This window comes from Cytobacillus gottheilii (genome assembly GCF_900166665.1).
In the GTDB taxonomy this organism is placed as follows: domain Bacteria; phylum Bacillota; class Bacilli; order Bacillales; family Cytobacillaceae; genus Cytobacillus; species Cytobacillus gottheilii_A.
This window is the reverse complement of sequence record NZ_LT800494.1, coordinates 2,455,030-2,477,924: the sequence shown is the minus strand read 5'-3', so window position 1 is coordinate 2,477,924 and position 22,895 is coordinate 2,455,030. Positions and strand designations below refer to the sequence as shown.

Genomic DNA, 22,895 nt, shown 5'->3' with positions numbered 1-22,895 from the left:
AAGGAGATTTCAAAAGGCGCGCTCTATACAGTGAAAAGTTTATCCGATTCAATTTATAAATCAAATGAAAATACGAAGGCAGAAATTAATCTCCTTTCTGATCATATCCAACAATCCTCGGAACAAACCTCCGAAGTAGTCGGAACGTTGTCAAAAAGGGTTTCGAGAGCTTCAAAACGCCATTCCGATCATTATCATGCCTTGACCAAAAGAATATCTGAATCATCTGATGCTTCTTCAGAGGAATTTAAAACGATGATTCATTACATTTCAAGTTCAGCTGAAGTGACAAGCGGAGAAATTAGTACATTAATTGAGACATTAAATTCAGATCGTGAAATCTATATAGAATCGATTCAAAAGGAACGTGAAATTTATTGGCAGCAGGTACGTGAGCGGGAGGATCGTTTTCAAAATTTCATTGAAACTTTTCGTAACACAGCCGCAGCTGAAGAAAGTCCTCAAAAAAACTGGTGGCAATTTTGGAAATAACCATAAGCTCTTACATGTTTTATTGAAAAAAGGGTAATTGCTAATAATATACAGCTCTTTTTGTAGTAGATAATATAAAACGGTTACGCTGCTGTTTATGATTTTTTTACCAAATTCACAAAAAAATCTAATTGAGAAGGTGATCGCATATGTCCACACAAAAAAACTCAGTTGACAAACATTCTTCTAAGCAAAAAGATCGCTTTCAACTGGAAGAACTGCAAAAGAAAATGGACGCGGTTAAAACGAAGCTTGAGCAGCTTGAATATAAAATTAACGAATTAATGTCGAGTGATTTCAAATAATGCTGAATCCATCAAAAAGAGGTTGGGACAAAACAAAATTACTATTTGTAAAACACGAATGTTCATTTTTAAGGTTTACGTGTTTACACAAGCCCGTTCCACCTGCGCTCCAGACCCTCGCTTTCCATGGGGAGGAAGCTGAGCCTCCTCGGAGCAAAGCTCCTGCGGGGTCTCACCCTTTCCTCTATTGCCCATAGGAGTCGAGGGTCCTCCGCTCCATTTCACTCATGTTTAGAAATATTAAATGTTAAACAAATAAAAAACCGAATGATTAGAAATATTAACTTCTAATCATTCGGTTCTGTGGTTGTGTTAAATACTTATGTCCCAGCCTCTTTGTTCTTATCTCAGGAAATATGAATTCAGCACAAGATTCAGTTCAAAGGCATCTGGTATGTTGGAAGAGTGGTTAGATGCAACTCAGATCTTGTCTCGTATTCTTTCATTTTCAACAGATAGAAACTAGGGCTTTTCCGGCTTAAACTTGCCCCTTGATAGATAATACCTGGATTATGAGTGTCGTTTCTGGTTTAAACACACCTCTGATAACCAGTGTTTGGATTTCAGAGTCATGATTCTTTATTAAACATACCCCTAATAACCAGTATTTGGATTTTAGAGTCGTGATTCTGGATTAAACACACCCCTAATACCCAGTATCTGGACTTTAGAGTCATGCTTTTGGTTTAAACACACGCCTAATAACCAGTATCTGGATTTTAGAGTCGTGATTCCGGTTTAAACACACCCCTAATACCCAGTATCTGGACGTTAGAGTCATGCTTTTGGTTTAAACACACGCCTAATAACCAGTATCTGGATTTTAGAGTCGTGATTCCGGCTTAAACACCCCTCTAATAACCAGTATCTGGATTTCAGAGTCCCGTTTCCTCCCTTAATTATGTTTTCCTATAGAAACCAATGCAGAAGCTTTAGCCTCTAATCAAAAAACAAAATCTATTTTCGTTTTATTCTGAATAGATTAAAATAGTCATAGAAAAGAAAAAAAGAGGAGGGCAGATAATGAAGTTCAAGCTAAGTGAAGCGATTGAGATTTTGGAAAGAACACCAAATATGTTAGATGTTTTTTTAACCGGATTAAGTGGTCAATGGACAAATGGCCGTGAAGGGGAAGGAACATGGAATGCAAAGGAAGTCGTCTTACATTTAATTGAAGGAGAGCGATCCAATTGGATTCCGCGCCTGCAATTTATTTTAATAGAAGGAGATAAAGAAGCATTCCCAGCTTTTGATCGTTTTGCACATCTGCAAAACAATGAAGTGCCCCTAGAACAGGCATTACTTACTTTTAAACAGCTGAGAGCAGAAAATATAGAAACCTTAAAACATCTGATCTCCTCAGAAGATTTACTTGAACAAACAGGCTACCACCCAGCTTTTGGAACCGTGAAAGTCCGCGAACTCATATCCACTTGGGCAGTTCATGATCTAACACATATATCACAGATCGTTAGAATTATGGCTGAATCCTATCGTGCAGATGTGGGACCGTGGGTCGAATATTTAGGGATATTAAAAAAGGATCAATAAAGGAGAATATAATGAAAATTAGAAAAGCGGTCATAGAAGATGCCCCAAAGATAGCCCAAATTCATGTTGATAGCTGGCGTGAAACATACAAGGGAATTGTGGCTGATTCCTATTTAGAGGACTTATCGTATGAAAATAGAGAAAAAATGTGGAATAGTATTATTCCACATGCGACGGTCTATGTTGCTGAAAATGAACTTCAGGAAGTCGTTGGGTTCGCAAATTGCGGCAAGGAAAGATCTGGGGATTATCAAGGATACACAGGAGAAATTTATACTCTATATTTATTAAAGAAAGAACATGGAAAAGGCTTGGGAAAAGCGCTTTTTCAGCATTGTAGAGAAGAAATGATAGACAAAGGCATGAACTCGTTTATGCTGTTTGTTTTAGCTGATAATCCGACACGGACCTTTTATGAGAAGCTTGGAGGGAAGGAATTAGAGCGTTTGAATATAGAGATGGGCGGAGAGCAATTAGAAGAAATAGCATATGGTTTTTCAACAATATAATGCATAAGACACCGGAAGCTGTATCCCGGTGTCTTATTTTCCTTCACTTCTTTTCTTTGCTTTTTCAATGACCCAATCAAAATGGTGGTGTATTTCATCTATGTCTTCTTTCGAAAGGTGCTTCCACATTTTTGCGCTGAAGAAAGCGGATGAATCAATTCCTGCTTCCTTAACAACATGGGAAATTTCTGCGATTTCCTCATACTCTCTATTTTGAACGGTTTGAGTTATAAAATTTGTTTTGCCTAACAAGTAATCAGTGGAACAGGCTAAAATTTTTGATATATGAAGCAGCATTTCAAAATCAGGCTCATTTCTGCCTGTTTCGTAATGACCATAACCTTGGCGGGTGATGCCTAACATTCTCGCCATATCCTCTTGGTTATACTTCAATTCCTTTCTTCGTTCCTTTAGTCGAATATGAAGCATCTTTTTCTCTCCCTTACATAATAGAGCTTTACATATCGGTACTTATTAAAGACATTATAAAGCAACAAACTGTTGCGTGTTATGGAAGCTACGAAAAATATCAATACTCTATCGACAGCTACAAAATGTTTCATAATAATGGGAATTAATAGGATCAGAATGAGGGGTTGCAAATAATGAGAAGACTATGGCTTGAAACCTACCGAATCCAAAAGAAGTGCACCCAGCAGCAAGTAGCAGACTCAGTGGATATTACGAGGCAATATTATGGGATGATTGAAAATGGGGAAAGAACCCCTAGTGTCTCTATTGCAAAAAAGATTGCAGTGGAGCTTGGTTTTCAGTGGACAGTATTTTTTGAAGAAGAAGAAGAAAATAATTAAAATGCAAACGATCATTATAATGAAGGTTCGTCCCAATACGGCAAATTTTCTTCGTAATGTTAGAGAAAAACTCAGCACTCTATTTTTATTGTTCAGAATTCTTAGATTAGTAGTATAATACTCTTATAGAACTTATGAATGAGGTGCAGCATGATAAAAATAGGGATTATTGGAGTAGGAGCAATTGGAGAAAGACTTTTGAATACCTTTCTGCAGCATAAAGAAGTGGAAATTGCTGCTCTTTGTGATCAAAATCACGAAAGGTTAAACAGCTTCAAGGGACAGCTTCCAGATGTTTCTCTTTATACAGATTATACACAATTACTGGAGGATGAACAGATTCAGCTCGTTTATTTGGCTGTTCCGCCGAAGTTTCATCATAAGATTGCGCTTGACATTATCAAGAGAGGAAAACACTTATTATGTGAAAAGCCTCTTGCGAATTCTCTAGCTGAAGCAGAAGAGATGGCGAGGGCAGCTGAAGATGCTGGGATTGTGCATGCCATTAACTTTCCGATGGTTTATAGCAATGTTTTTCATCTATTTAAAGAAAAAATCAGAAGCGGGTCATTAGGTGAACTGAAGAAAGCAGAAGTAAACTTTCATTTCACTGAATGGCCGCGTCAATGGCAGCAGAACGATTGGATTGCAGGCAGAGAACAGGGTGGCTTTATTCGCGAAGTAGCACCACATTACATACAAATGCTTCAGCATATTCTTGGTAACCTGCAGGTGACAGCTAGTTTTGTAGATTATCCAGAAGACCTGTCCAAATGTGAAACAGGCTTCATCAGCAGGCTTGAAACAGAAAACAATATTCCCATTCTATTTAATGGTGTAAGCGGGATAGGGCAAAAAGAACATTTGTCCTGCAAGGTATATGGAGAAAAAGGGGCAATTGATTTAACGAATTGGAGCGTTCTTTCAGTGAGCACATCAGAAACAAGTGGAGAAGTTTTAGAAATCAAGAGAGAAAATCAGCACGACTTGGTACTTGAGCTAACAAAAGCGATCAGAGGAGAAGCCGCACAGCTCGTTGATTTCCACGAAGGTGTTAAGGTTCAGAAGATACTTGAAGATTTAATTATGTAACCAACATGCACTTTGCCTTAGGGTGAAGTGTTTTTTTGTTGAAAAGTATTCAACATAAATGTATAATTTCAATCATAACTATCTCGTGATGGTTTCAGTTTTTTGTAAGTTTAATACATAACTAATACGATAACATGAGAGAACTATAACGTTATAGAAAAGCATTATTTTAGCTTTGAAGGAGGTGTGTGAATTGGGAAGTCATTATTTCGTATCGGTCAAGTAGCAAAGTTAAGTGGTTTAACTCCCAGAACAATTGATTATTATACACAGCATAACTTATTGCGTGTTCAGCGTTCAAGCTCGAACTATCGCTTATATTCAGAAGAGGCACTTCTGACGCTTGAAAAAATAAAAAAGTTGAAAAATAAAGGAATGTCTCTAAAGGAAATTAAAAAGGATTTGCATTCCGAAGAGGCTTCGGTAGTTGCCATAAGAGAGATTGAAGACCGTATTACAGATATTCATGAAAGAATTGAATCTCTCAATGAGCTGCCTGAGGCTGAAAAACAGCGAGTGTGCAATATGCTCGAAACGAAACTAACAAAAACGTTAACAAAATTATCTGAGCTATAACAATTTCACGGAGGTGAATCCCTCAACCCGAGGGAAATCATTGGACATCATTACGATTACAAATTTAATTTTACTGGTTATTTTAATTGCACTGACAGCTTTTTTCGTAGCATCTGAATTTGCTGTCGTTAAAATTCGTATGTCAAGAATTGATCAGTTAATTGCAGAAGGCAGTAAAAAGGCGTTCATGGCCAAAAAAGTGGCAAGTGATCTGGATTATTATCTGTCAGCCTGTCAATTAGGCATCACGGTTACGGCATTAGGATTAGGTGCACTAGGAAAACCAGCTGTAGAAAGTTTACTATATCCTGTATTTAATATACTGAATCTATCAGATCAGGTTTCTTCAATTGCCTCCTATGCAATTGCCTTTTTACTTGTTACCTTTTTGCATGTTGTGGTAGGGGAGATGGCACCAAAGACACTGGCCATTCAATTTGCAGAAAAAATGACGATGCTTTTGGCAGCACCATTATATTGGTTTGGAAAAATCATGTATCCGCTCATTTGGCTATTAAACGGGACTTCGCGTTTATTGCTTCGTGGTTTTGGCGTGCAGCCTGCAGGTCATGACCAAGCATATTCTGAAGAAGAATTAAAAATTATAATGGCACAAAGCTTCCAGGGCGGAGAAATTGATGGGACAGAATTAGCGTATATGGAAAATGTATTTTCCTTTGACGAGCGCAGTGCCAGAGATATTATGGTTCCGCGGATTGATCTTGTCACGCTCGATATTGAAATGAGCCAGGAAGAAATGGTTGCTGTAATTGATGAACATAATTTCACCAGATACCCTGTCATTAAAGAGGGTGATAAGGACCGAATCATCGGAGTCGTCAATGTGAAGAAAATGTTAACCTATATAGCGGCTGGAAAAGCGATCGAACTAAATGATTTTATGCGCGATCTGCCATTTATACCAGAAGCAGCCAGAATTCAGGATGCCTTGTTAAAGATGCAGCAGGAACAGGTTCATATGGCTATCGTCATTGATGAATACGGCGGCACATCAGGCGTGCTCACAATGGAAGATGTTTTAGAAGAAATTGTGGGAGAAATAAGGGATGAATTTGATGAAGATGAAAACGAGGATATCGTTCATAGCGCTGAAAATCAATATATGATTTATGGTCGCGTTCTTTTAGACGACCTAGTGGATCAATTCGGTATCGTATTCGAAGATCGGGAGGATATCGCAACGATTGGCGGCTGGCTGCAGCATCAAAAGGTAGACTTAATTGAATCCGGAGATACTTTTACACACGGTGATCATATATGGACGGTCATTGAAATGGATCATTTTCAAGTGAAGGTCGTCATGCTTGAACTTTCTGCACAGTAAAGCAGGTATTTTAAACAACTCGGAGGTGAATCCCTCTTTTGAGGGACATAATTGGACGGATTAATAGGATTGAATTTATTTTTGGTGGCCGTATTTATTGGCCTGACAGCCTTTTTTGTAGGAGCTGAATTTGCCATTCTGAAGGTGAGAATGTCTCGAATCGATCAGCTTATCGCAGAAGGAAATAAAAAAGCCGTTTTGGCTAAAAAAGTGGCACATGAGCTCGATTATTATTTATCTGCCTGTCAGCTGGGCATCACGATCACAGCTCTTGTTCTTGGAGCACTTGGGGAACCTACAGTGGAAAGAATCCTGCATCCGGTATTTGAACGGTTTGACGTTCCTCAAAGCTTAGCGACATTTCTTTCTTACGCAATTGCATTGGCGATTGTTACCTTTTTACACGTTGTTCTAGGTGAACTTGCGCCTAAAACACTTGCCATCCAATATGCTGAAAGAATGACATTGCTGCTTGCCCCTGGTTTGTATTGGTTCGGTAAAATAACCAATCCGTTTATTAAAGCATTAAACGGTTCAGCAACATGGCTGCTTCGTATGTTTGGTGTAAAGCCTGCTGGGCACGAAACCATCCATTCAGAAGAAGAGCTAAAATTAATTGTAAACCAAAGCTACGAAAGCGGAGAGATCAATCATACAGAACTTGCATACTTGAAGAATATCTTCGCATTTGATCAGCGTTCTCTTAAAGATATCATGATACCTAAAGAGCAAGTGGTTATGCTGCAAAAGGATATGGAATTTGCGGAGATCATCAAGGTTTTAGAATTACATGATTATACCCGATATCCTGTCCAAGCAAATGAGAAAGTCATTGGCTTTGTCAATACAAAGGAAATGATGACCAGCATTGCAGCCGGAAGAGAAGGGAAAATTAAAGATTTGATCCATGACATCCCCCGTTTCCCTGAAACGAGCTCATTAAAAGAAGTCCTTCTTAAAATGCAGCAAAATCATGTTCATATGGCCCTTGTCATTTCTGGTAAAGGTGAAACAACAGGTCTTGTAACGATGGAAGATATCTTAGAAGAAATTGTTGGTGAAATTAAAGACGAATATAATGGAGCTTAAAGAAAAAGGTCATTCTTAGGGATGACCTTTTTTTCATGTTTATGTTAAAGTTAGGGGATAGGGGGTATAGGGAATGCACCTGAAGTTATACTTGGTAACACTATTTGAAATCCTTATTTTCATACTCATTGGTTTTACTGGTGCCCATTATGGACTTAGGCTGCTTGATGAGTATTATGGCATAGAATCAGCTGCCGATGCTGGAATGATCTCCTTTGCGTTAGCTTTTTTCCTGTTTTGCTTCGTGACCATTGTCCGCGTGTTTATTTTTCAAAAAAAGACAACGCTCTTGAAAGAAAGAGTGACATCTTTTACGTTTTGGTTCGTTTTTCTGCTATCAACTTTGGCGCTTGTGATACATTTTATTTCTTTGTTTAAATAGGAAGTGATGATCATCCAACAAATAATCAAAACCATCATACTCATAATCGCATCTATTGCCATGCTGATATTGCCTCTTCTTATGCAAATCTACTATTTGCCATTCTATTATCTTATAGCCGTGATCCTAATTCCTTTAAGCTTTTATCGCCTCATTCGACATGAACATTTTGAACAAAAATTTGCACGAAGATGGAAAAAAACAAGAGAGAAAGGCTATTGGAGAAATGTATTGATACAGGGTGTAAGATCAATAGTCCTAATATTAATAATCTCTTCTTTGACCCCTTTATTCGCTTATGGAATGACACCTATTGCGCTTTACAGGCAATCCTTTAATGAAGTGAATGTACCTTTTTTAATATTTTTTATGATCTTTATACTTATATTTTACGTTGTCACCGGCATCTTGCAATATTACGAAAATGAAAAAAGATATAATAGGGTAAAAGAATAAGACGGAAGAACATGTACCGATTCATAGATGCAAACTTTCCAAAGAGCCAATCAGGTGAGTTCAGATTTTCTGGTACAGCAAAAAACACTCTTCAATAGTTCACGTTTTTACCTTAAACAACCGAAAGAATGTTAAAGGTTCGAAATGATGACATTTGCCTTTTTAGCAGGATTTATATTATGAATGTAATAATCCTCAGCTTTCCAATATCTTTCTTTGAACTTTTCAATATCCTTTTTCGTTTCATCATTTTCTCTATTAAATCGAGCAGATCGTGTTGATTCTATATAAACGACAAAATCAAACGAATCTCTCCATTGGGGACGCTGTAAAAAGACACCTTCAATCATAATGATATCTGCATGTCTAATACTCACATTTTTTTGTATACGTCTATCTAAAGTGCTAATGTAGTATGGTAATTGCAGAACACTAGCTGATTTTATTTTATTAAATAATTTATTCTTAAGTTCAATTGAGTTCCATTGTAAATAATAATATTCATACCATTCTTCAAATTTTGTATGATATCGATCTGATCGGCATGTAATAAAATCATCTATATGTAAAACAACTACTGAATAAGATAAGGCTGATAATTCTTTTTCAAGCTGTTTTGCATAAGTGGTTTTTCCAGAACGACTTAAACCATCAATACCAATGATAAGTCTACCATCATTATCATTCTTTTGGATAAACTCTATTATATTCACTGTTTCAGCTCCCTTCATGAAACAGACGTTCCGAGCCCAAATAAAGTTACTTAAAACATATTTACTTCCATAAATATAAAGAATCATAAGGAGGACATCATAATGACCATTATTGATATCACGAGAAGCCTAAAAAACGGTATGCCCGTTTGGCCTGGAGATACACCATTTTCATATAAAATTAGCTCAGCGCTGGCTGAAAATGGATCAGCGAATGTTGGAATGGTGACGATGAGTACACATACAGGCACCCATGTTGACGCTCCGTTTCATTTCGATGATACAGGAAAAAGAATAGAGGAATTGGATTTATCGTTATATATTGGACCTGCTCTTGTGATCGAGATCAGGAATAAGGCATATATAACAGTGGAGGATTTGCAAAAGCATGACATTCAAGGCATGAAGAGGCTGTTGATTAAAACAGGCTCATGGCCAGATGCAGCTGTATTTCCTGAATCCTATACATATATAGACCCAGAGGCAGCGAGCTTTCTTGCCTCAGCAGGTGTACGGCTTCTTGGAGTAGAGGCTCCATCGGTTGACCCGCTTAACAGCAAAGAGATGCTTGCTCATCATGCATTAAATAATGAAGGCATTTATATCCTGGAATCAATTGACCTGCATGCAGTGGAAACCGGTGAGTATGAGTTAATTGCAATGCCGCTCAAAATAGAGAAAGCGGATGGAAGTCCAGTACGAGCCATTCTTAGGAAATAAAAAAAAGCGTCTGTTCAAATGAACAGACGCTTTTCAATATGTAATGTTGAAGACGACTCAACAATATGGTATGATAATAATCGGACTAACTAAAAAGTGGTTTCATTCATAAATATCTAATTATACTTTACTACAAAAATAAATGAATGTCAACCATCTTGCTTTAAAATTTTCGTATAGGAGCGGTTACATGAGCGAAGAATTGAATAAAAAGCAGGAAGAACAGCAGAGAGTCAATCTCGTAGTGAAGGAAATTAAAGAGAAAATTAAACAGCATTCCGGTTTAACAGATGTGATCGGCTCTGAAGCACAGCATCTTAAACAAACCTTTTGGGAAGATGTGACAGTCAATCTCGATGAACCGGATGATGTTATTGAAACCTTTACAAGTATGAAACAGCAGGCTGAGCTTTTGGCCGAACGTGAGCGAAGCAAAGATATCATTGATCAGCAATTAAGAACATTAGTGCGCTTAGAGGATTCTCCCTATTTTGCACGCATTGACTTTCATGAAGATGGAGAGAAGGAAGCGGAGCCCATTTACATTGGCATTGCTTCTTTGATGGATCAAAACAATGAAGAGTTTTTAATTTATGATTGGCGTGCCCCTATTTCGAGTCTTTATTACGACTTTTCACCTGGTGAAGCAGAATATAAGACTCCATCTGGGCTCATTCATGGTGAGATGACATTGAAAAGGCAATTTATGATTAAAAGCGGAGAGATTACCGCGATGTTTGATACCGGTCTTACCATTGGCGATCAAATGCTGCAGGAAGTACTTGGCGGGCAGAACAATGCCAAAATGAAGAGCATTGTTGCGACCATTCAAAAAGAACAAAATGCCTTAATCCGCAATGAAAAAAGTCAAATTCTGGTCGTACAAGGAGCAGCAGGAAGCGGAAAAACATCCGCGGCTCTGCAGCGTGCTGCCTTTTTACTTTATCGTCATCGTGATACATTGCAGGCGAGCAATATTTTGTTTTTATCACCAAATCCTTTATTTAACAGCTATGTGTCCAGTGTTTTACCAGAACTTGGGGAAGAAAATACAGAGCAAATGACCTATCAAGAATATGTAAAGAGGCGTTTATCAGGCAGCTTTGACATAGAGGATCCATTTGATCAGCTGGAGGAGCTGCTGATTTCTTCAAATTCAGAACATCTAACTATACGACTTGAAGAAATCCAATATAAATCGCAAACTGCGTTCAAGACTTTTATTGATGAGTATATCTCATCATTATCGAACAAAGGGCTTCTATTTAAGGACATCGTGTTTAAAGGACGAAGGCTCATAACAGCCCAGGATCTCTATCAGCAATTTTATCAATATGATCAAGCTTTGCCGATTCCTAATCGGATCCAGCTTTTACAGGAATGGCTATTGAAGGAGATCCGTCAGTTAGAGAAAAAAGAACGAAAAGCTTCATGGGTACAAGAAGAGATTGAGCTTTTGGACAGAGAAGACTATTTAGAGGCATTTCAGCATATGCAAAAAAAAGAAGATGATTTTGCTGATTTAGACCAAGAAGAAAAATATTTAATCAACAAAGTTGTCAGCCAGACGTTTAAACCGTTAAAAAATTATGTGAAAAAGCTTAAATACATTGATTTTAAAAAGCTGTATCGAGAACTATTTACAAGAGATAACACGGCGTCTTATTGGGAACATATGAAAGAAAAAACAATCAATGAAATCGATAAAAATTGCTTATCTTATGAGGATGCTACCGCTTTCTTGTATTTGAAAGACCATATTGAAGGCCGCAAAACAAATGGATCTATCAAGCACATCTTTATAGACGAAGCACAGGATTATTCGCCGTTTCAGTTTGCCTATCTGCGCTTTTTATTTCCGTACAGCAAGCTGACATTGCTCGGGGATATCAACCAGGCCATTTACTGGCATTCCTTAGACCGGGAGACCATTTTTCCAGGCGAAGAAGCAGAATTCTTAACACTAACAAAAAGCTACCGATCCACCAAGCAGATCGGCCAGTTCACATCAAGCTTTATTGCAAATGGTCACCTTATTGAACCGTTTGACCGGGAAGGTGAAATGCCTCTTGCCATCACTGCAACAGAAGATATGTTATATCCTTCCTTAATTGAAAATATAGAGGCTCTGCAGCAAAAAGGCTTTAACAATATTGCGGTCATTACGAAAACGGCGAAGAAAAGCGCTGAGATTTATCAGAGCATTAGGGAGCAGCTGACTGTTCATCTTATTGAAAAAACCACAACTGACTATGTTGAAGGTGTTCAGATAATCCCCGCCTATCTGGCCAAAGGAATTGAATTTGATGCCGTGATCGTGATCGATGCAGACGACTATACAGAAGAACGAGAACGGAAATTGTTCTACACGGCCTGTACAAGAGCGATGCATGAATTATGCCTGTTCCAAACAAAAGAAACAAACATCTTCTTAAAAGAAGCAGACCAATCGAGTTATCGAAAAGTAGTATTTTAAATCAGCTTTACAAACAAGAATGCCGAACCAAATGGCATTCTTGTTTTTTATCCAGCAACAAAATGAATAGGTAAAAGATAGATCTTTATACCCATAAAATCAGTATCTGGTAATATTTACATGCATTACCTTTCTATTTATAATGACATTAAAAATATGCGTGTTACTATTATCCTAGTGCATTTTGAATGGGGGATTCCTTTGATATTTAAAAGAAAAAATGATACAGCAAAGCAAGTTAATCATAATGCTAATGTAACGATCAGTGTAAATAAAGGATGTAATAAACAAATTGAGATGATCGGGCTCACAGCTGGTGATTTACAGCAGCTTGTTTCGCTGCAGCCTTTAGTGAAAGAGCAAATCACGAAAATAGTGGATGAATTTTATGAGAAGGTAGAAACAGAGCCTTTATTAGTGGAGATTATTCAACAGCATAGTTCAATTGAACGTTTAAAAGTAACTCTAAAGCGGCATATAGCCGAAATGTTCAACGGAATTGTCGATGAGAATTATATAAATATGCGGAAACGAATTGCTAATATTCACGTCAGAATTAAACTGCCGACCAAATGGTATTTAGGCGCCTTTCAGAATTTGCTGATTTCTATCATAGATGTAATTGAAGAAAATATCGATGAGAAGGAAGAAGTCTTGCTGAAAATGAAGGCCGTTACGAAGATCTTTAATCTTGAGCAGCAGATTGTTCTCGAAGCCTATGATGATGAAATTAGGGAAATTCAAGCTGAAGCAGCCAAGGAGAAAATGGTGATTGTTGAAAATATGACAAGCTCCTCTCAGCATCTTGCCGCCATTTCACAAGAGACAAAGGTTTCTTTTCATCTGCTTCACCAGCAATCAGATAAGATCGTGGAAGTAGCGAAAAAAGGAAGTGATCTATCAGCTGCTGCCGAAAATAGAGCAGAGCTAGGCACAAATCAGCTCGAGCAGCAGTATGAGAGCATGCAAAAAATCGAAAACTCTGTAGCTGCTATTTCTAAAGATATTAATATTTTACTGGGGATTTCACAGCAAATGCAGGGAATCGTCAGCATGGTAACAGGCATTGCTGATCAGACCAATTTATTATCTCTTAATGCAGCGATTGAGGCTGCCCGCGCCGGACAGCATGGTCTTGGTTTTTCAGTTGTGGCAGGAGAAGTGAGAAAGCTATCAGATGAGACCAAAAAATCTGTCCTTGAGGTGTCGAGCCTGATCACAAATATTCATACACAGATGAATCTATTAAATCACTCACTGACAGATATTCGTTCATCTGTTGAAGCTGGAAATAAAGGGATGGAGCAAACAAAAAGCCATTTCACGGAGATCGTTTCAACAATGAATGAAACCATGCTGCAAAATAAAATGATTGAAAATGAAATTACGCAATTTACAAGTGTTATAGCCAAACTTGGCAATGCATTTGATGAAGTAGCAGCATCTGCAGATAAACTTTCTAGCATTGCGGCAGACGTGCATTAAAATGCTGATACAACATTTAACAAGCCGAATGATTAGAGTCTATTTAATCATTTGGCTATTTTTGTTCTTCAGGACTATTATTTTGCAAATTCTCACCAGTGTACTTGAAGTTTATTGCCATTTGGGTCATAGAAGTGGAAAAAGGCATGACCATTATCTTCTTTAATATCCTCAACCTTAACACGATGATCCTTTAAATGTTGATGAAATTTAGATAGTTCTGGACTCGTAAAGCCAATGCTAAATTCTTGTTCATTATTAACTGTAAAATGGGCAAATGTATCATCTTTAGTAGGAACTAAGATCAGTAAGAAAGGTCCATCGTTTACTTTTAAAATGGCAAGCTCCTCAGTAGTGTTTAGTAATTGGATCCCTAATATATCTCTATACCAATGTGCAGACATTTCTAAATCTTTTACGGGAATTCTAATATAATGGACTTGTTCAATAAATGATGTACTCATGACCTTCTCTCCCTTTATACGTTCAATGGTATTGATTGCCGATTTAAATGAAGTTTACCGAATCGAATGATTGCAGTTGTAACCTTCTTTGCATTTATGTTTGTATTTCTTCTTAAATTCAAGTTTTCAGTGGTTCCCCTTAATTAATTCATAAATTCCCCTTTGCTGATCTATACGGCTAAGATTGTGTTAATAAACTCATTCGCTATCGGTAATTTTGTCACTTATTATAGAACAAATGTTCAGAAAAAACAAATAACAGTATTCTATAATTACTCCTTATAATAAATTTTAGTTGAAACCAAGAGTGGAATAGAGTAAAAGAAGGGGAGATCGCAGGCTGGAAGATAAGGTTCCCCTTACTTCCTCAGTATTCGAGTGTCCGCAGCTCTACGATGACAGCTAAACGAAGACACTGATTAAACGATGTCCTTTCTCCTATTTGTGAAAGCTTTCATCTAGGTTATTTGCTTATTTTTACAATAGTAGTAAGAATGTTTTCTATTTCCGCATATGGTTGAATGTCATTCGATCTTGAGAGGAGATGGAAAATGAGAAAGCCATTGCTTGTTCCAATTCTTTTTGCTTTGCTTCTGCTTGTTGTGAGCCCAGCGCTTTTCTCAGCACAAACGATCCAGCCAATGGGGAAATTAAAGCCGCCAGATGAAAGCTTTACGCCAGGCGAATGGTTTCTTGGCAGCATACCCTCTAATGTGAATCACAATAAGCCTCCAATTGTTTTTGTACAAGGAAGGAACGGAAGTGCAAAAAGCTGGTATGAAGACACGGAGCATCATGGAATTAATGATATGTATACAAAGGCTTATGAAGCAGGCTACCAAACCGTTTTTGTGCAGCTGCACGATGCGGCTGGGGATGGATCGGCAACACAATATGACAATGGAGAATTGCTTGCGGGGATGTTAGCAGAAATTCATGATCATTTTGGCGGAAAGAAAGTAAATATTGTTGCACACAGCAAGGGTGGTCCGGATACACAGGCAGCGCTTGTTCATTATGGTGCCCACCCATATGTCGGAAAGGTCATTACGCTTGGCTCGCCACACCACGGCACTCACCTCGCTGATTTATCCAATAGCTGGTATGCTGGATGGCTTGGCTCTTTATTAGGACAAAACGATGAGGGAACATTCTCCCTGCAAACAGGCGAAATGGCTCAATTCCGTGCAGAAACAGATGCACATGCAAATATACTGAAAAATGCTTATTATACGGTTGCGGGAACGCACCGTGGTCCAGCATTTTCTGCACTATGGATGGGCGGACAGTATTTATCATCACATGGTGCAAATGATGGCCTCGTAAATGAATGGAGTACCAAACTGCCATATGCTGCCCATCTATTTACAGATGCAAGCTTAGATCATGATCATATCCGTGTCGGCGGGAAGGTATTTTCGAGAATTGAACCGTATTTGCGCAATTCAGCTGTTTCCCAAACCCGTGTATCAACGCTAGAGAAACCAGCGCCTATAACTGCGAATTCATCTGAATTTATTCATGGAGGCCCACTTGATAAGCAGAAAAAAGTCAAGATTCCTTTTTATATGGATGGAAGATCACAGCCAGCTTTTCAATTATATACAGCCAGTAAAGATATTGAAGCAAGTCTTGTTTCTCCGTCAGGGAAAGTGTATCAGAACATCGGTATAGCGAAACAGGAAGGTTTTTCGGTGTTTCATGGTGCCGAGCAATCCGCTTTCGAAAGAATTAAAGTGGAAGAAGGAGTATGGTCATTCCAGATTACTTCTTATGCAGAAAAAGATGCTTACTTTTTTATGGCTGACTTGAATGAAACGCTGCAGTATTCTTTAAGTCTTCCAGGTAAAGTGAAGCAAGGTGACAAACAAATGGAGCTGCATTCTCCCTCTAGCTTAAAAAACACGAAATACCATATCAAAGTAATAGACAGAAACGGAAATATGGTTACTGAGAATACGACCGCAGACGACCAGCAGCTGATACCAAAAGTCAAGGATTCGGGAGTCTATAACCTCACGATCGAAGTGACAGGAACCAACACTGCAGGTAAAAAGGTAACAAGAACAATCGTAAGATCTGTTTATATTGAAAAAGAGTAAACATCTAAAGAATCTAGTTTTATTTAATCATGATCGGGAAAAGAAGGGATGAAGGGAGAGAGTGAGAAGATGAAAACTTTTAAACTCATTTACACGTTTGAAAAAGATCTAGCCATAACAGAAGAGGTGAAAGCAGAAAACAAATCTGAAGTCATCGGAAAAACAAAGGATTTAGATGGTTTTATAGAGGTATATTGCGTAGAAAACCATTTTCATCGCTTTAATATAGATGATGTAAAACTGATCACCATTCAGGAATAAAGACCGCATGTCAAAACTCGTCAAAAAAGGCGAGTTTTTTTCTATTGAAAAATAACTCCTTTAGGTGTAATATTACACTAATTAAACCAAGGGAGCAATTATATGAGAAGGAGAATAACCAATATTGAGCAGCAAATTTTTCACAACGAGTTAAAACGGCTGAAAGAGCATGAATATATAACGGTGGAAAGCTATGATGTGGTAACGGCGGCGTATTCTAAATTTTATTCAGATCTACAAAGAAAACAAAGTGGTCGTCCTGTTCAACAAACTGGAGAAATGAACGAACAAGTGATAAATGTGCATGAGCCAAAAGCAAAAACCGTTAAACCTGCCGTTAAAAAGATTCCACCAGTACGTTCTCCAGAAGAGATCAGGGAAAGAAATATATCCTGGCTTTTACATATCGGTGTTTTTCTCCTTTTAATTGGCGGATTATTTGTAGCCACGAGCAGGTGGGACTATATGTCAGGTGTGATGCGCACCAGTTCAATTGGAGCTGTTTCTTTGCTGTTTTTTTCATTGAGCTTTGTGGCTCAGAAGTTCTTAAAAATCAGCAAGTCTGCATTTGCTTTTCATGTACTCGGCAGCCTTTTTCTTCCGATCATTCTTTTGTCTGCAAGCTGGTTTGAACTGTTTGGAACATATTTTTCAGTTTTTGGGGAAGGCCGCTTATGGTTTGGCAGCGGAGGCGCATTCCTGTTGATTCCCATCTATCTGTATTTTGCTAAAACGCTTCAATCTCGCTTATATGTTTGGTTTTCTTATATAGCACTATCCTTGTTGGTTAGCTTCTTCATAGCAGCTTTTAGGCTGTCACCTGATGCCTTTTTCTTTGGAATGCTTCTCTTTCAGGTCCTGTTGATTGTTGGCTATCATTATGTGAAGAAGCAGGAGAAATATACATGGTTTAACCGTGAGCTTGCATCCTACGTGCAAATTCAATTCATTCTTACTTCTTTATTCATGGCCTTTTTATATGAAAGTCATTTCTTTGCTGGCATAAACGCACTAATTGCTGCAGGGATCTATTTGGCTCTTATTTATGTATCAGGTCGGAGGGAATATCACTTTATTTTTACACTATTTATTCTATATGGATTATTTCAAGTGATTGAATTTTCCTTTCTTGCTGATTGGAGCCCTTTCTTAACTGTGCTGGCTGCATCTTGCTTTCTATTCATTCCGAAATTATTGCCAGGAGATTATTCTTGGGATGTTATTTTTAGGAAAACGGCCAGTTTTGTGTCGTTCGTTGCCTTTTTCTATAGTGTGGCAGAATTGGTTCTAGCAGGTGAAGGTCAGCCTTCGATTATGTTGTTCTTGTCATTTGTAATTCTCTTTGGGTTACATGTCTATTTGGCAAATGCGTTTAAGCGAACTCTTTACACTTATATACCGCCATTTTTCGCGATGGCTGCTTTGTATGAAATAGCCCGGATAGCAGGGGCGGTTCAAGATTTGCTGAGCATCTTTTTAATCGGTGCTGGCGTTTGCCTGATTTTTGGCTTTCTCATCAAACACGCTTTTTTCAACGTGATTCTTTATAGCTCGCGTGATGCCGGTTTTATTGTTATGTTTTATACGGTGATGATAGGGTTCACTTTCACTGAGTATAATAAAACGGCATTTATGCTGCTTGTCTTAACCGTTATTCTCGGCGTCAGCTATCGGTATGATGACCGCCAGTTCTATAAGCAGCTGACGCCTTGGAGCATTCCGATTTTATTTGGAGTATCAATCATTGCAGCAGGAGAGGCAATGAGTTCAGCGAGCGAGTACTATCACAATCATTTTGGTCTGACAGCCACTTTTGCCTTAAGCGGCGCATTACTGCTGATTCTAAGTACGTTTGCTGTAAGATATCGTGTCAAAGACATAGCCAAAAATGCAAACGAAGCTTCACTTGCTGTATATACTGCTGCTATTCTTTTAACCTATATTGATTTTACTTACAATCAGTTTTTGCAGCCATTTATTCTCGTATCAGGGGCCGTGCTGTATTGGCGCTACTATCAGCAGAATTCATTTAAGTGGATTACGTATATGATTCCAATTCTCATGCAATTAAGTTATATTGCACTGCTGAATCCCTTTATGGAAGGAATGCCCGTTAGCATTGAACTGTACCAGTTGACGATGGGCCCTTGTATATTGCTAATCGTTTCAACTTTATTATTGAAAAAAGATTCATCCTTAGCAGCAGGTTTTGCATGGATCGGACACCTGATTCTGCCCATTGTATTGGCTATTACGTACTTAAATGAAGGGGTGCTATCAGTAAGTAGCTTCGTGCTAGCAGCTGCTATCTATTTCATCAGCAGCAACCTAACAAAAACAGGCTGGAAGATAAAAGTATATTTATATAGCTGTTTTTTAAGTTCATATGCTGTCTTGCTTCTTGGTTTGGACTTATACCATAATGGGCAGCTTCAAGAGTTTGCACCATTGGTCATCAGTATAGCTGTTTATTGTCTATGGAAATTTGGAAGAGTATCAAATCAAAAACATATTAACTGGTTTTTAATCCCGTGGTCTTCGTTTGGGATACTTGTGCTTCTTTTCGTATATCCTTTTGGCATCATGCACTATGCTGCACTGCTTTTATATATAGCGGCTTTCATTTTTTATTTGTTTAAAAGTCGCTTTTATTACGTAGCCAGCATTCCGCTTGTTTTCTTATTGGCAGGAACCCTGCAGTTTCTCATGCTGCATGTGGCGGGCTCCGTTTTAAAACAGGGAATCCTTGCATTGTTTGCTGTTGTGCTTGCCTTAATCGGCATGGGAGTGTATAAAAAATATAAACAAAAAGCCGCTGTTTTTTCATACGGAGATCCATTTCTGATCCTTGCATTCCTGTTTGTAGTTAGTTTGTATTTCTTCCAGGATCAGACACTGCTTTCCCAATTGGCACCAGGGTTGCTGATCAGTTTATTATTTGTGTTTCTTCGCAGCCGATTTGCCAGTGAACAGAAGTGGATTCCTGCTGTCATGGCGCTAGTATGGCTGCTGCAGCCGTATTATTCTTTCATAGGATTCATTCAGATCCCAGCTGTATTTTTGAGAGAGGTTCAAGTACTTCCGTTCGTTCTGCTCGTCATTCTCGGCAAATGGACCTTAAAGGGAAGATACCAATCTCATACAAACAAACTGCAATGGTTTATACTGATTGCTGTTTCATTTTTGCTTATAGAAGATGGATTGCAAAGCTCAACCGTCATGGATGCCATTATTCTTGGGTCACTTTCATTGATTTCCATTCTGGCCGGCTTTTATTTTAAAATGAAAGCTTACTTCTTTATCGGATCTGGCGTTCTACTGCTTAACGTACTTCTTCAGACACGACCCTACTGGGGAAATATGCCATGGTGGGCGTACTTGCTGCTCGCCGGAACAGCTTTGATCAGTGTTGCCAGCTATCATGAATGGCAAAAACAGCAGAAGTCAAAAGGAAAAGAGTCCATTTTGATTGCGTTTAAAAACAAGTTAATTCGGAAATTAAAAGAGTGGGATTAGGAGGGATTTAAATATGTTTCGCAACAAAACAGTCGTCATTACTGGTGCAGCCAATGGAATTGGCCACACACTGGCTAAAGCTTATTGCCAAAAAGGAGCCAATGTCATTGCCGCCGATCTTGATGAAGAATCAGGAAGAAAGTTAACGGATACGGTTAACGGCAGCATTCATTTTGTAAAAACCGATGTAAGGAAAGAAGATGAGATAATCAAGCTTATGAAAACAGCTGACGAAGTGTTTGGCGGAATTGATATTCTTATCAATAATGCAGGTGTTTCAAGATGGAAATCACCGTATGATTTGAGTGCTGATGAATGGGATGACATCATCGGGACCAATTTGAGAAGCGTTTTCCTAGGATCTAGAGAAGCAGCAAAATATATGAGGAAAAATGAGAACGGCGGCTCTATCATTAATCTTGCCTCGACAAGAGCAACGATGTCTGAACCAAATTCAGAGGCATATGCAGCTTCAAAAGGCGGAATCGTTGCACTGACACATGCACTATCGGTATCTCTTTCAAAAGACCGAATCACTGTCAATGCCATCTCTCCAGGATGGATCGAAACAGGGAATTATGAAGAGCTCCGGGAAATAGATCATTTGCAGCATCCATCTAAAAGAGTCGGCAAACCCGATGATATCGCAAGAGCCTGTTTCTATTTATCTTCCTCGGAAAATGACTTTGTTACAGGCATTAACTTAGTTGTCGATGGCGGCATGACGCGAAAAATGATATACGAAGAATAGCATGAATGTCCTCCTTATTGGAAAACACTATGATTAGTGATACCGATTGGAGGATTTTTATTATGACAGAAAAACGACCAGATTTTATGAATAGTTCCTATTTTGTTGACGAACCGGGCAACTGGCATATGAAGCAAGGAGCTCCAAAAAAACTGCAGGAGGAATTCGAATTGTATCTGCAATCACTAGAAGAGCCAAACAATGAACCGGGCACGATTTATGGGGTACATATTGATTATCCGTATTGAGGGATCGGGTGTTAGGGGGAGATCCGATTTTTTTGCGATACTGGAACTTATATACTGGGTAATGGAGGGGTGTTTGTGGTCTTTTCGCGACTTCAGAACCCAAATACTGGGTAATGGAGGGGGTTTTGGGTCTTTTTGCGACTCTAAAATCCAAATACTGGGTAATCGAGGGGTGTTTGTGCTTTTTTCGCGATTTCTGGAATCCAACGAATCCAACACTGGACGCAAAAACCGGGCTAAAGGGAAATTCCACACCTACTAAGTGCCCTTCACAACCCAAAATCCAATCTGAAGAGAACTTCCACACCCGCTAAGTGCCCGTCACAACTCAAAATCCGGTCTGAAGGNGCAACCTAACAAAAACAGGCTGGAAGATAAAAGTATATTTATATAGCTGTTTTTTAAGTTCATATGCTGTCTTGCTTCTTGGTTTGGACTTATACCATAATGGGCAGCTTCAAGAGTTTGCACCATTGGTCATCAGTATAGCTGTTTATTGTCTATGGAAATTTGGAAGAGTATCAAATCAAAAACATATTAACTGGTTTTTAATCCCGTGGTCTTCGTTTGGGATACTTGTGCTTCTTTTCGTATATCCTTTTGGCATCATGCACTATGCTGCACTGCTTTTATATATAGCGGCTTTCATTTTTTATTTGTTTAAAAGTCGCTTTTATTACGTAGCCAGCATTCCGCTTGTTTTCTTATTGGCAGGAACCCTGCAGTTTCTCATGCTGCATGTGGCGGGCTCCGTTTTAAAACAGGGAATCCTTGCATTGTTTGCTGTTGTGCTTGCCTTAATCGGCATGGGAGTGTATAAAAAATATAAACAAAAAGCCGCTGTTTTTTCATACGGAGATCCATTTCTGATCCTTGCATTCCTGTTTGTAGTTAGTTTGTATTTCTTCCAGGATCAGACACTGCTTTCCCAATTGGCACCAGGGTTGCTGATCAGTTTATTATTTGTGTTTCTTCGCAGCCGATTTGCCAGTGAACAGAAGTGGATTCCTGCTGTCATGGCGCTAGTATGGCTGCTGCAGCCGTATTATTCTTTCATAGGATTCATTCAGATCCCAGCTGTATTTTTGAGAGAGGTTCAAGTACTTCCGTTCGTTCTGCTCGTCATTCTCGGCAAATGGACCTTAAAGGGAAGATACCAATCTCATACAAACAAACTGCAATGGTTTATACTGATTGCTGTTTCATTTTTGCTTATAGAAGATGGATTGCAAAGCTCAACCGTCATGGATGCCATTATTCTTGGGTCACTTTCATTGATTTCCATTCTGGCCGGCTTTTATTTTAAAATGAAAGCTTACTTCTTTATCGGATCTGGCGTTCTACTGCTTAACGTACTTCTTCAGACACGACCCTACTGGGGAAATATGCCATGGTGGGCGTACTTGCTGCTCGCCGGAACAGCTTTGATCAGTGTTGCCAGCTATCATGAATGGCAAAAACAGCAGAAGTCAAAAGGAAAAGAGTCCATTTTGATTGCGTTTAAAAACAAGTTAATTCGGAAATTAAAAGAGTGGGATTAGGAGGGATTT

At 38.6% G+C, this 22,895-nt stretch carries 21 protein-coding genes and 1 pseudogene; 19 read left to right on the top strand and 3 right to left on the bottom strand.

Annotated features, from left to right (window positions below):
• The 4 genes and pseudogenes from B7E07_RS12220 to B7E07_RS12210 all read left to right on the top strand — a co-directional run.
• A pseudogene (locus B7E07_RS12220) lies at positions 1 to 492 on the top strand (MerR family transcriptional regulator); the annotation flags it as partial.
• A 149-nt stretch (positions 493 to 641) separates the two neighbouring features.
• Positions 642 to 797, top strand: a complete 156-nt coding sequence (locus B7E07_RS23760) for a hypothetical protein (protein ID WP_176215177.1) — start codon at positions 642 to 644, stop codon at positions 795 to 797.
• Between the two features lie 1,023 nt (positions 798 to 1,820).
• On the top strand, positions 1,821 to 2,348 hold the full coding sequence (locus B7E07_RS12215) for a DinB family protein (RefSeq protein WP_080846125.1): 528 nt from the start codon (positions 1,821 to 1,823) through the stop codon (positions 2,346 to 2,348).
• An 11-nt stretch (positions 2,349 to 2,359) separates the two neighbouring features.
• On the top strand, positions 2,360 to 2,857 hold the full coding sequence (locus tag B7E07_RS12210) for a GNAT family N-acetyltransferase (RefSeq protein WP_080846124.1): 498 nt from the start codon (positions 2,360 to 2,362) through the stop codon (positions 2,855 to 2,857).
• 33 nt (positions 2,858 to 2,890) lie between these two features.
• On the opposite strand, the gene B7E07_RS12205 is transcribed toward B7E07_RS12210, so the two are convergent.
• Positions 2,891 to 3,286, bottom strand: a complete 396-nt coding sequence (locus B7E07_RS12205) for a helix-turn-helix domain-containing protein (RefSeq protein ID WP_080846123.1) — start codon at positions 3,284 to 3,286, stop codon at positions 2,891 to 2,893.
• 176 nt (positions 3,287 to 3,462) lie between these two features.
• Here B7E07_RS12205 and B7E07_RS12200 point away from each other — a divergent pair, with 176 nt between their 5' ends.
• From B7E07_RS12200 to B7E07_RS12175, 6 genes are all read left to right on the top strand, one after another.
• A complete protein-coding gene (locus tag B7E07_RS12200; protein WP_080846122.1) occupies positions 3,463 to 3,669 on the top strand; it encodes a helix-turn-helix transcriptional regulator in 207 nt (68 codons plus the stop codon).
• A gap of 150 nt (positions 3,670 to 3,819) precedes the next feature.
• Positions 3,820 to 4,761 carry a Gfo/Idh/MocA family protein gene (locus tag B7E07_RS12195; protein ID WP_139785627.1) on the top strand — a complete coding sequence of 314 codons (942 nt, stop codon included), beginning with the start codon at positions 3,820 to 3,822 and terminating at the stop codon, positions 4,759 to 4,761.
• 192 nt (positions 4,762 to 4,953) lie between these two features.
• A complete protein-coding gene (locus B7E07_RS12190) occupies positions 4,954 to 5,337 on the top strand; it encodes a helix-turn-helix domain-containing protein (protein WP_080846120.1) in 384 nt (127 codons plus the stop codon).
• A gap of 40 nt (positions 5,338 to 5,377) precedes the next feature.
• On the top strand, positions 5,378 to 6,682 hold the full coding sequence (locus B7E07_RS12185) for a hemolysin family protein (RefSeq protein ID WP_080846119.1): 1,305 nt from the start codon (positions 5,378 to 5,380) through the stop codon (positions 6,680 to 6,682).
• Positions 6,683 to 6,733: 51 nt separating this feature from the next.
• Positions 6,734 to 7,771 (top strand): hemolysin family protein, encoded by a 1,038-nt coding sequence (locus tag B7E07_RS12180; protein ID WP_080846118.1) that lies wholly within the window; start codon positions 6,734 to 6,736, stop codon positions 7,769 to 7,771.
• A gap of 73 nt (positions 7,772 to 7,844) precedes the next feature.
• On the top strand, positions 7,845 to 8,153 hold the full coding sequence (locus B7E07_RS12175) for a hypothetical protein (protein ID WP_080846117.1): 309 nt from the start codon (positions 7,845 to 7,847) through the stop codon (positions 8,151 to 8,153).
• A 587-nt stretch (positions 8,154 to 8,740) separates the two neighbouring features.
• Here B7E07_RS12175 and B7E07_RS12165 read toward each other — a convergent pair.
• Complete coding sequence (locus tag B7E07_RS12165; protein WP_257391443.1) at positions 8,741 to 9,322, bottom strand: kinase; 582 nt, start codon at positions 9,320 to 9,322, stop codon at positions 8,741 to 8,743.
• Positions 9,323 to 9,424: 102 nt separating this feature from the next.
• Here B7E07_RS12165 and kynB point away from each other — a divergent pair, with 102 nt between their 5' ends.
• The 3 genes from kynB (at position 9,425) to B7E07_RS12150 (ending at position 14,003) form a co-directional block, all read left to right on the top strand.
• Positions 9,425 to 10,042 carry an arylformamidase gene (gene kynB / locus B7E07_RS12160; RefSeq protein WP_080846115.1) on the top strand — a complete coding sequence of 206 codons (618 nt, stop codon included), beginning with the start codon at positions 9,425 to 9,427 and terminating at the stop codon, positions 10,040 to 10,042.
• 190 nt (positions 10,043 to 10,232) lie between these two features.
• On the top strand, positions 10,233 to 12,518 hold the full coding sequence (gene helD / locus B7E07_RS12155) for an RNA polymerase recycling motor HelD (RefSeq protein ID WP_080846114.1): 2,286 nt from the start codon (positions 10,233 to 10,235) through the stop codon (positions 12,516 to 12,518).
• Between the two features lie 201 nt (positions 12,519 to 12,719).
• Complete coding sequence (locus B7E07_RS12150; RefSeq protein WP_080846113.1) at positions 12,720 to 14,003, top strand: globin-coupled sensor protein; 1,284 nt, start codon at positions 12,720 to 12,722, stop codon at positions 14,001 to 14,003.
• Positions 14,004 to 14,095: 92 nt separating this feature from the next.
• On the opposite strand, the gene B7E07_RS12145 is transcribed toward B7E07_RS12150, so the two are convergent.
• Positions 14,096 to 14,467 carry a VOC family protein gene (locus B7E07_RS12145; RefSeq protein ID WP_080846112.1) on the bottom strand — a complete coding sequence of 124 codons (372 nt, stop codon included), beginning with the start codon at positions 14,465 to 14,467 and terminating at the stop codon, positions 14,096 to 14,098.
• Between the two features lie 641 nt (positions 14,468 to 15,108).
• Here B7E07_RS12145 and B7E07_RS12140 point away from each other — a divergent pair.
• From B7E07_RS12140 to B7E07_RS12110, 6 genes are all read left to right on the top strand, one after another.
• Positions 15,109 to 16,569, top strand: a complete 1,461-nt coding sequence (locus tag B7E07_RS12140; protein WP_139785728.1) for an esterase/lipase family protein — start codon at positions 15,109 to 15,111, stop codon at positions 16,567 to 16,569.
• 69 nt (positions 16,570 to 16,638) lie between these two features.
• Positions 16,639 to 16,830: a hypothetical protein gene (locus B7E07_RS12135; protein ID WP_080846110.1), complete on the top strand. Its 192-nt coding sequence runs from the start codon at positions 16,639 to 16,641 to the stop codon at positions 16,828 to 16,830.
• 102 nt (positions 16,831 to 16,932) lie between these two features.
• Entirely contained in the window at positions 16,933 to 20,346 is a 3,414-nt protein-coding gene (locus tag B7E07_RS12130; RefSeq protein WP_080846109.1) for a hypothetical protein, read from the top strand.
• 13 nt (positions 20,347 to 20,359) lie between these two features.
• Positions 20,360 to 21,097 (top strand): SDR family NAD(P)-dependent oxidoreductase, encoded by a 738-nt coding sequence (locus B7E07_RS12125; protein ID WP_080846107.1) that lies wholly within the window; start codon positions 20,360 to 20,362, stop codon positions 21,095 to 21,097.
• A gap of 62 nt (positions 21,098 to 21,159) precedes the next feature.
• The gene (locus B7E07_RS12120; protein ID WP_080846106.1) at positions 21,160 to 21,345 is read left to right on the top strand and encodes a hypothetical protein; all 186 of its coding nucleotides are present in this window, start codon (positions 21,160 to 21,162) and stop codon (positions 21,343 to 21,345) included.
• A gap of 431 nt (positions 21,346 to 21,776) precedes the next feature.
• A complete protein-coding gene (locus B7E07_RS12110; RefSeq protein WP_218970421.1) occupies positions 21,777 to 22,886 on the top strand; it encodes a hypothetical protein in 1,110 nt (369 codons plus the stop codon).
• Positions 22,887 to 22,895 lie beyond the last annotated feature (9 nt).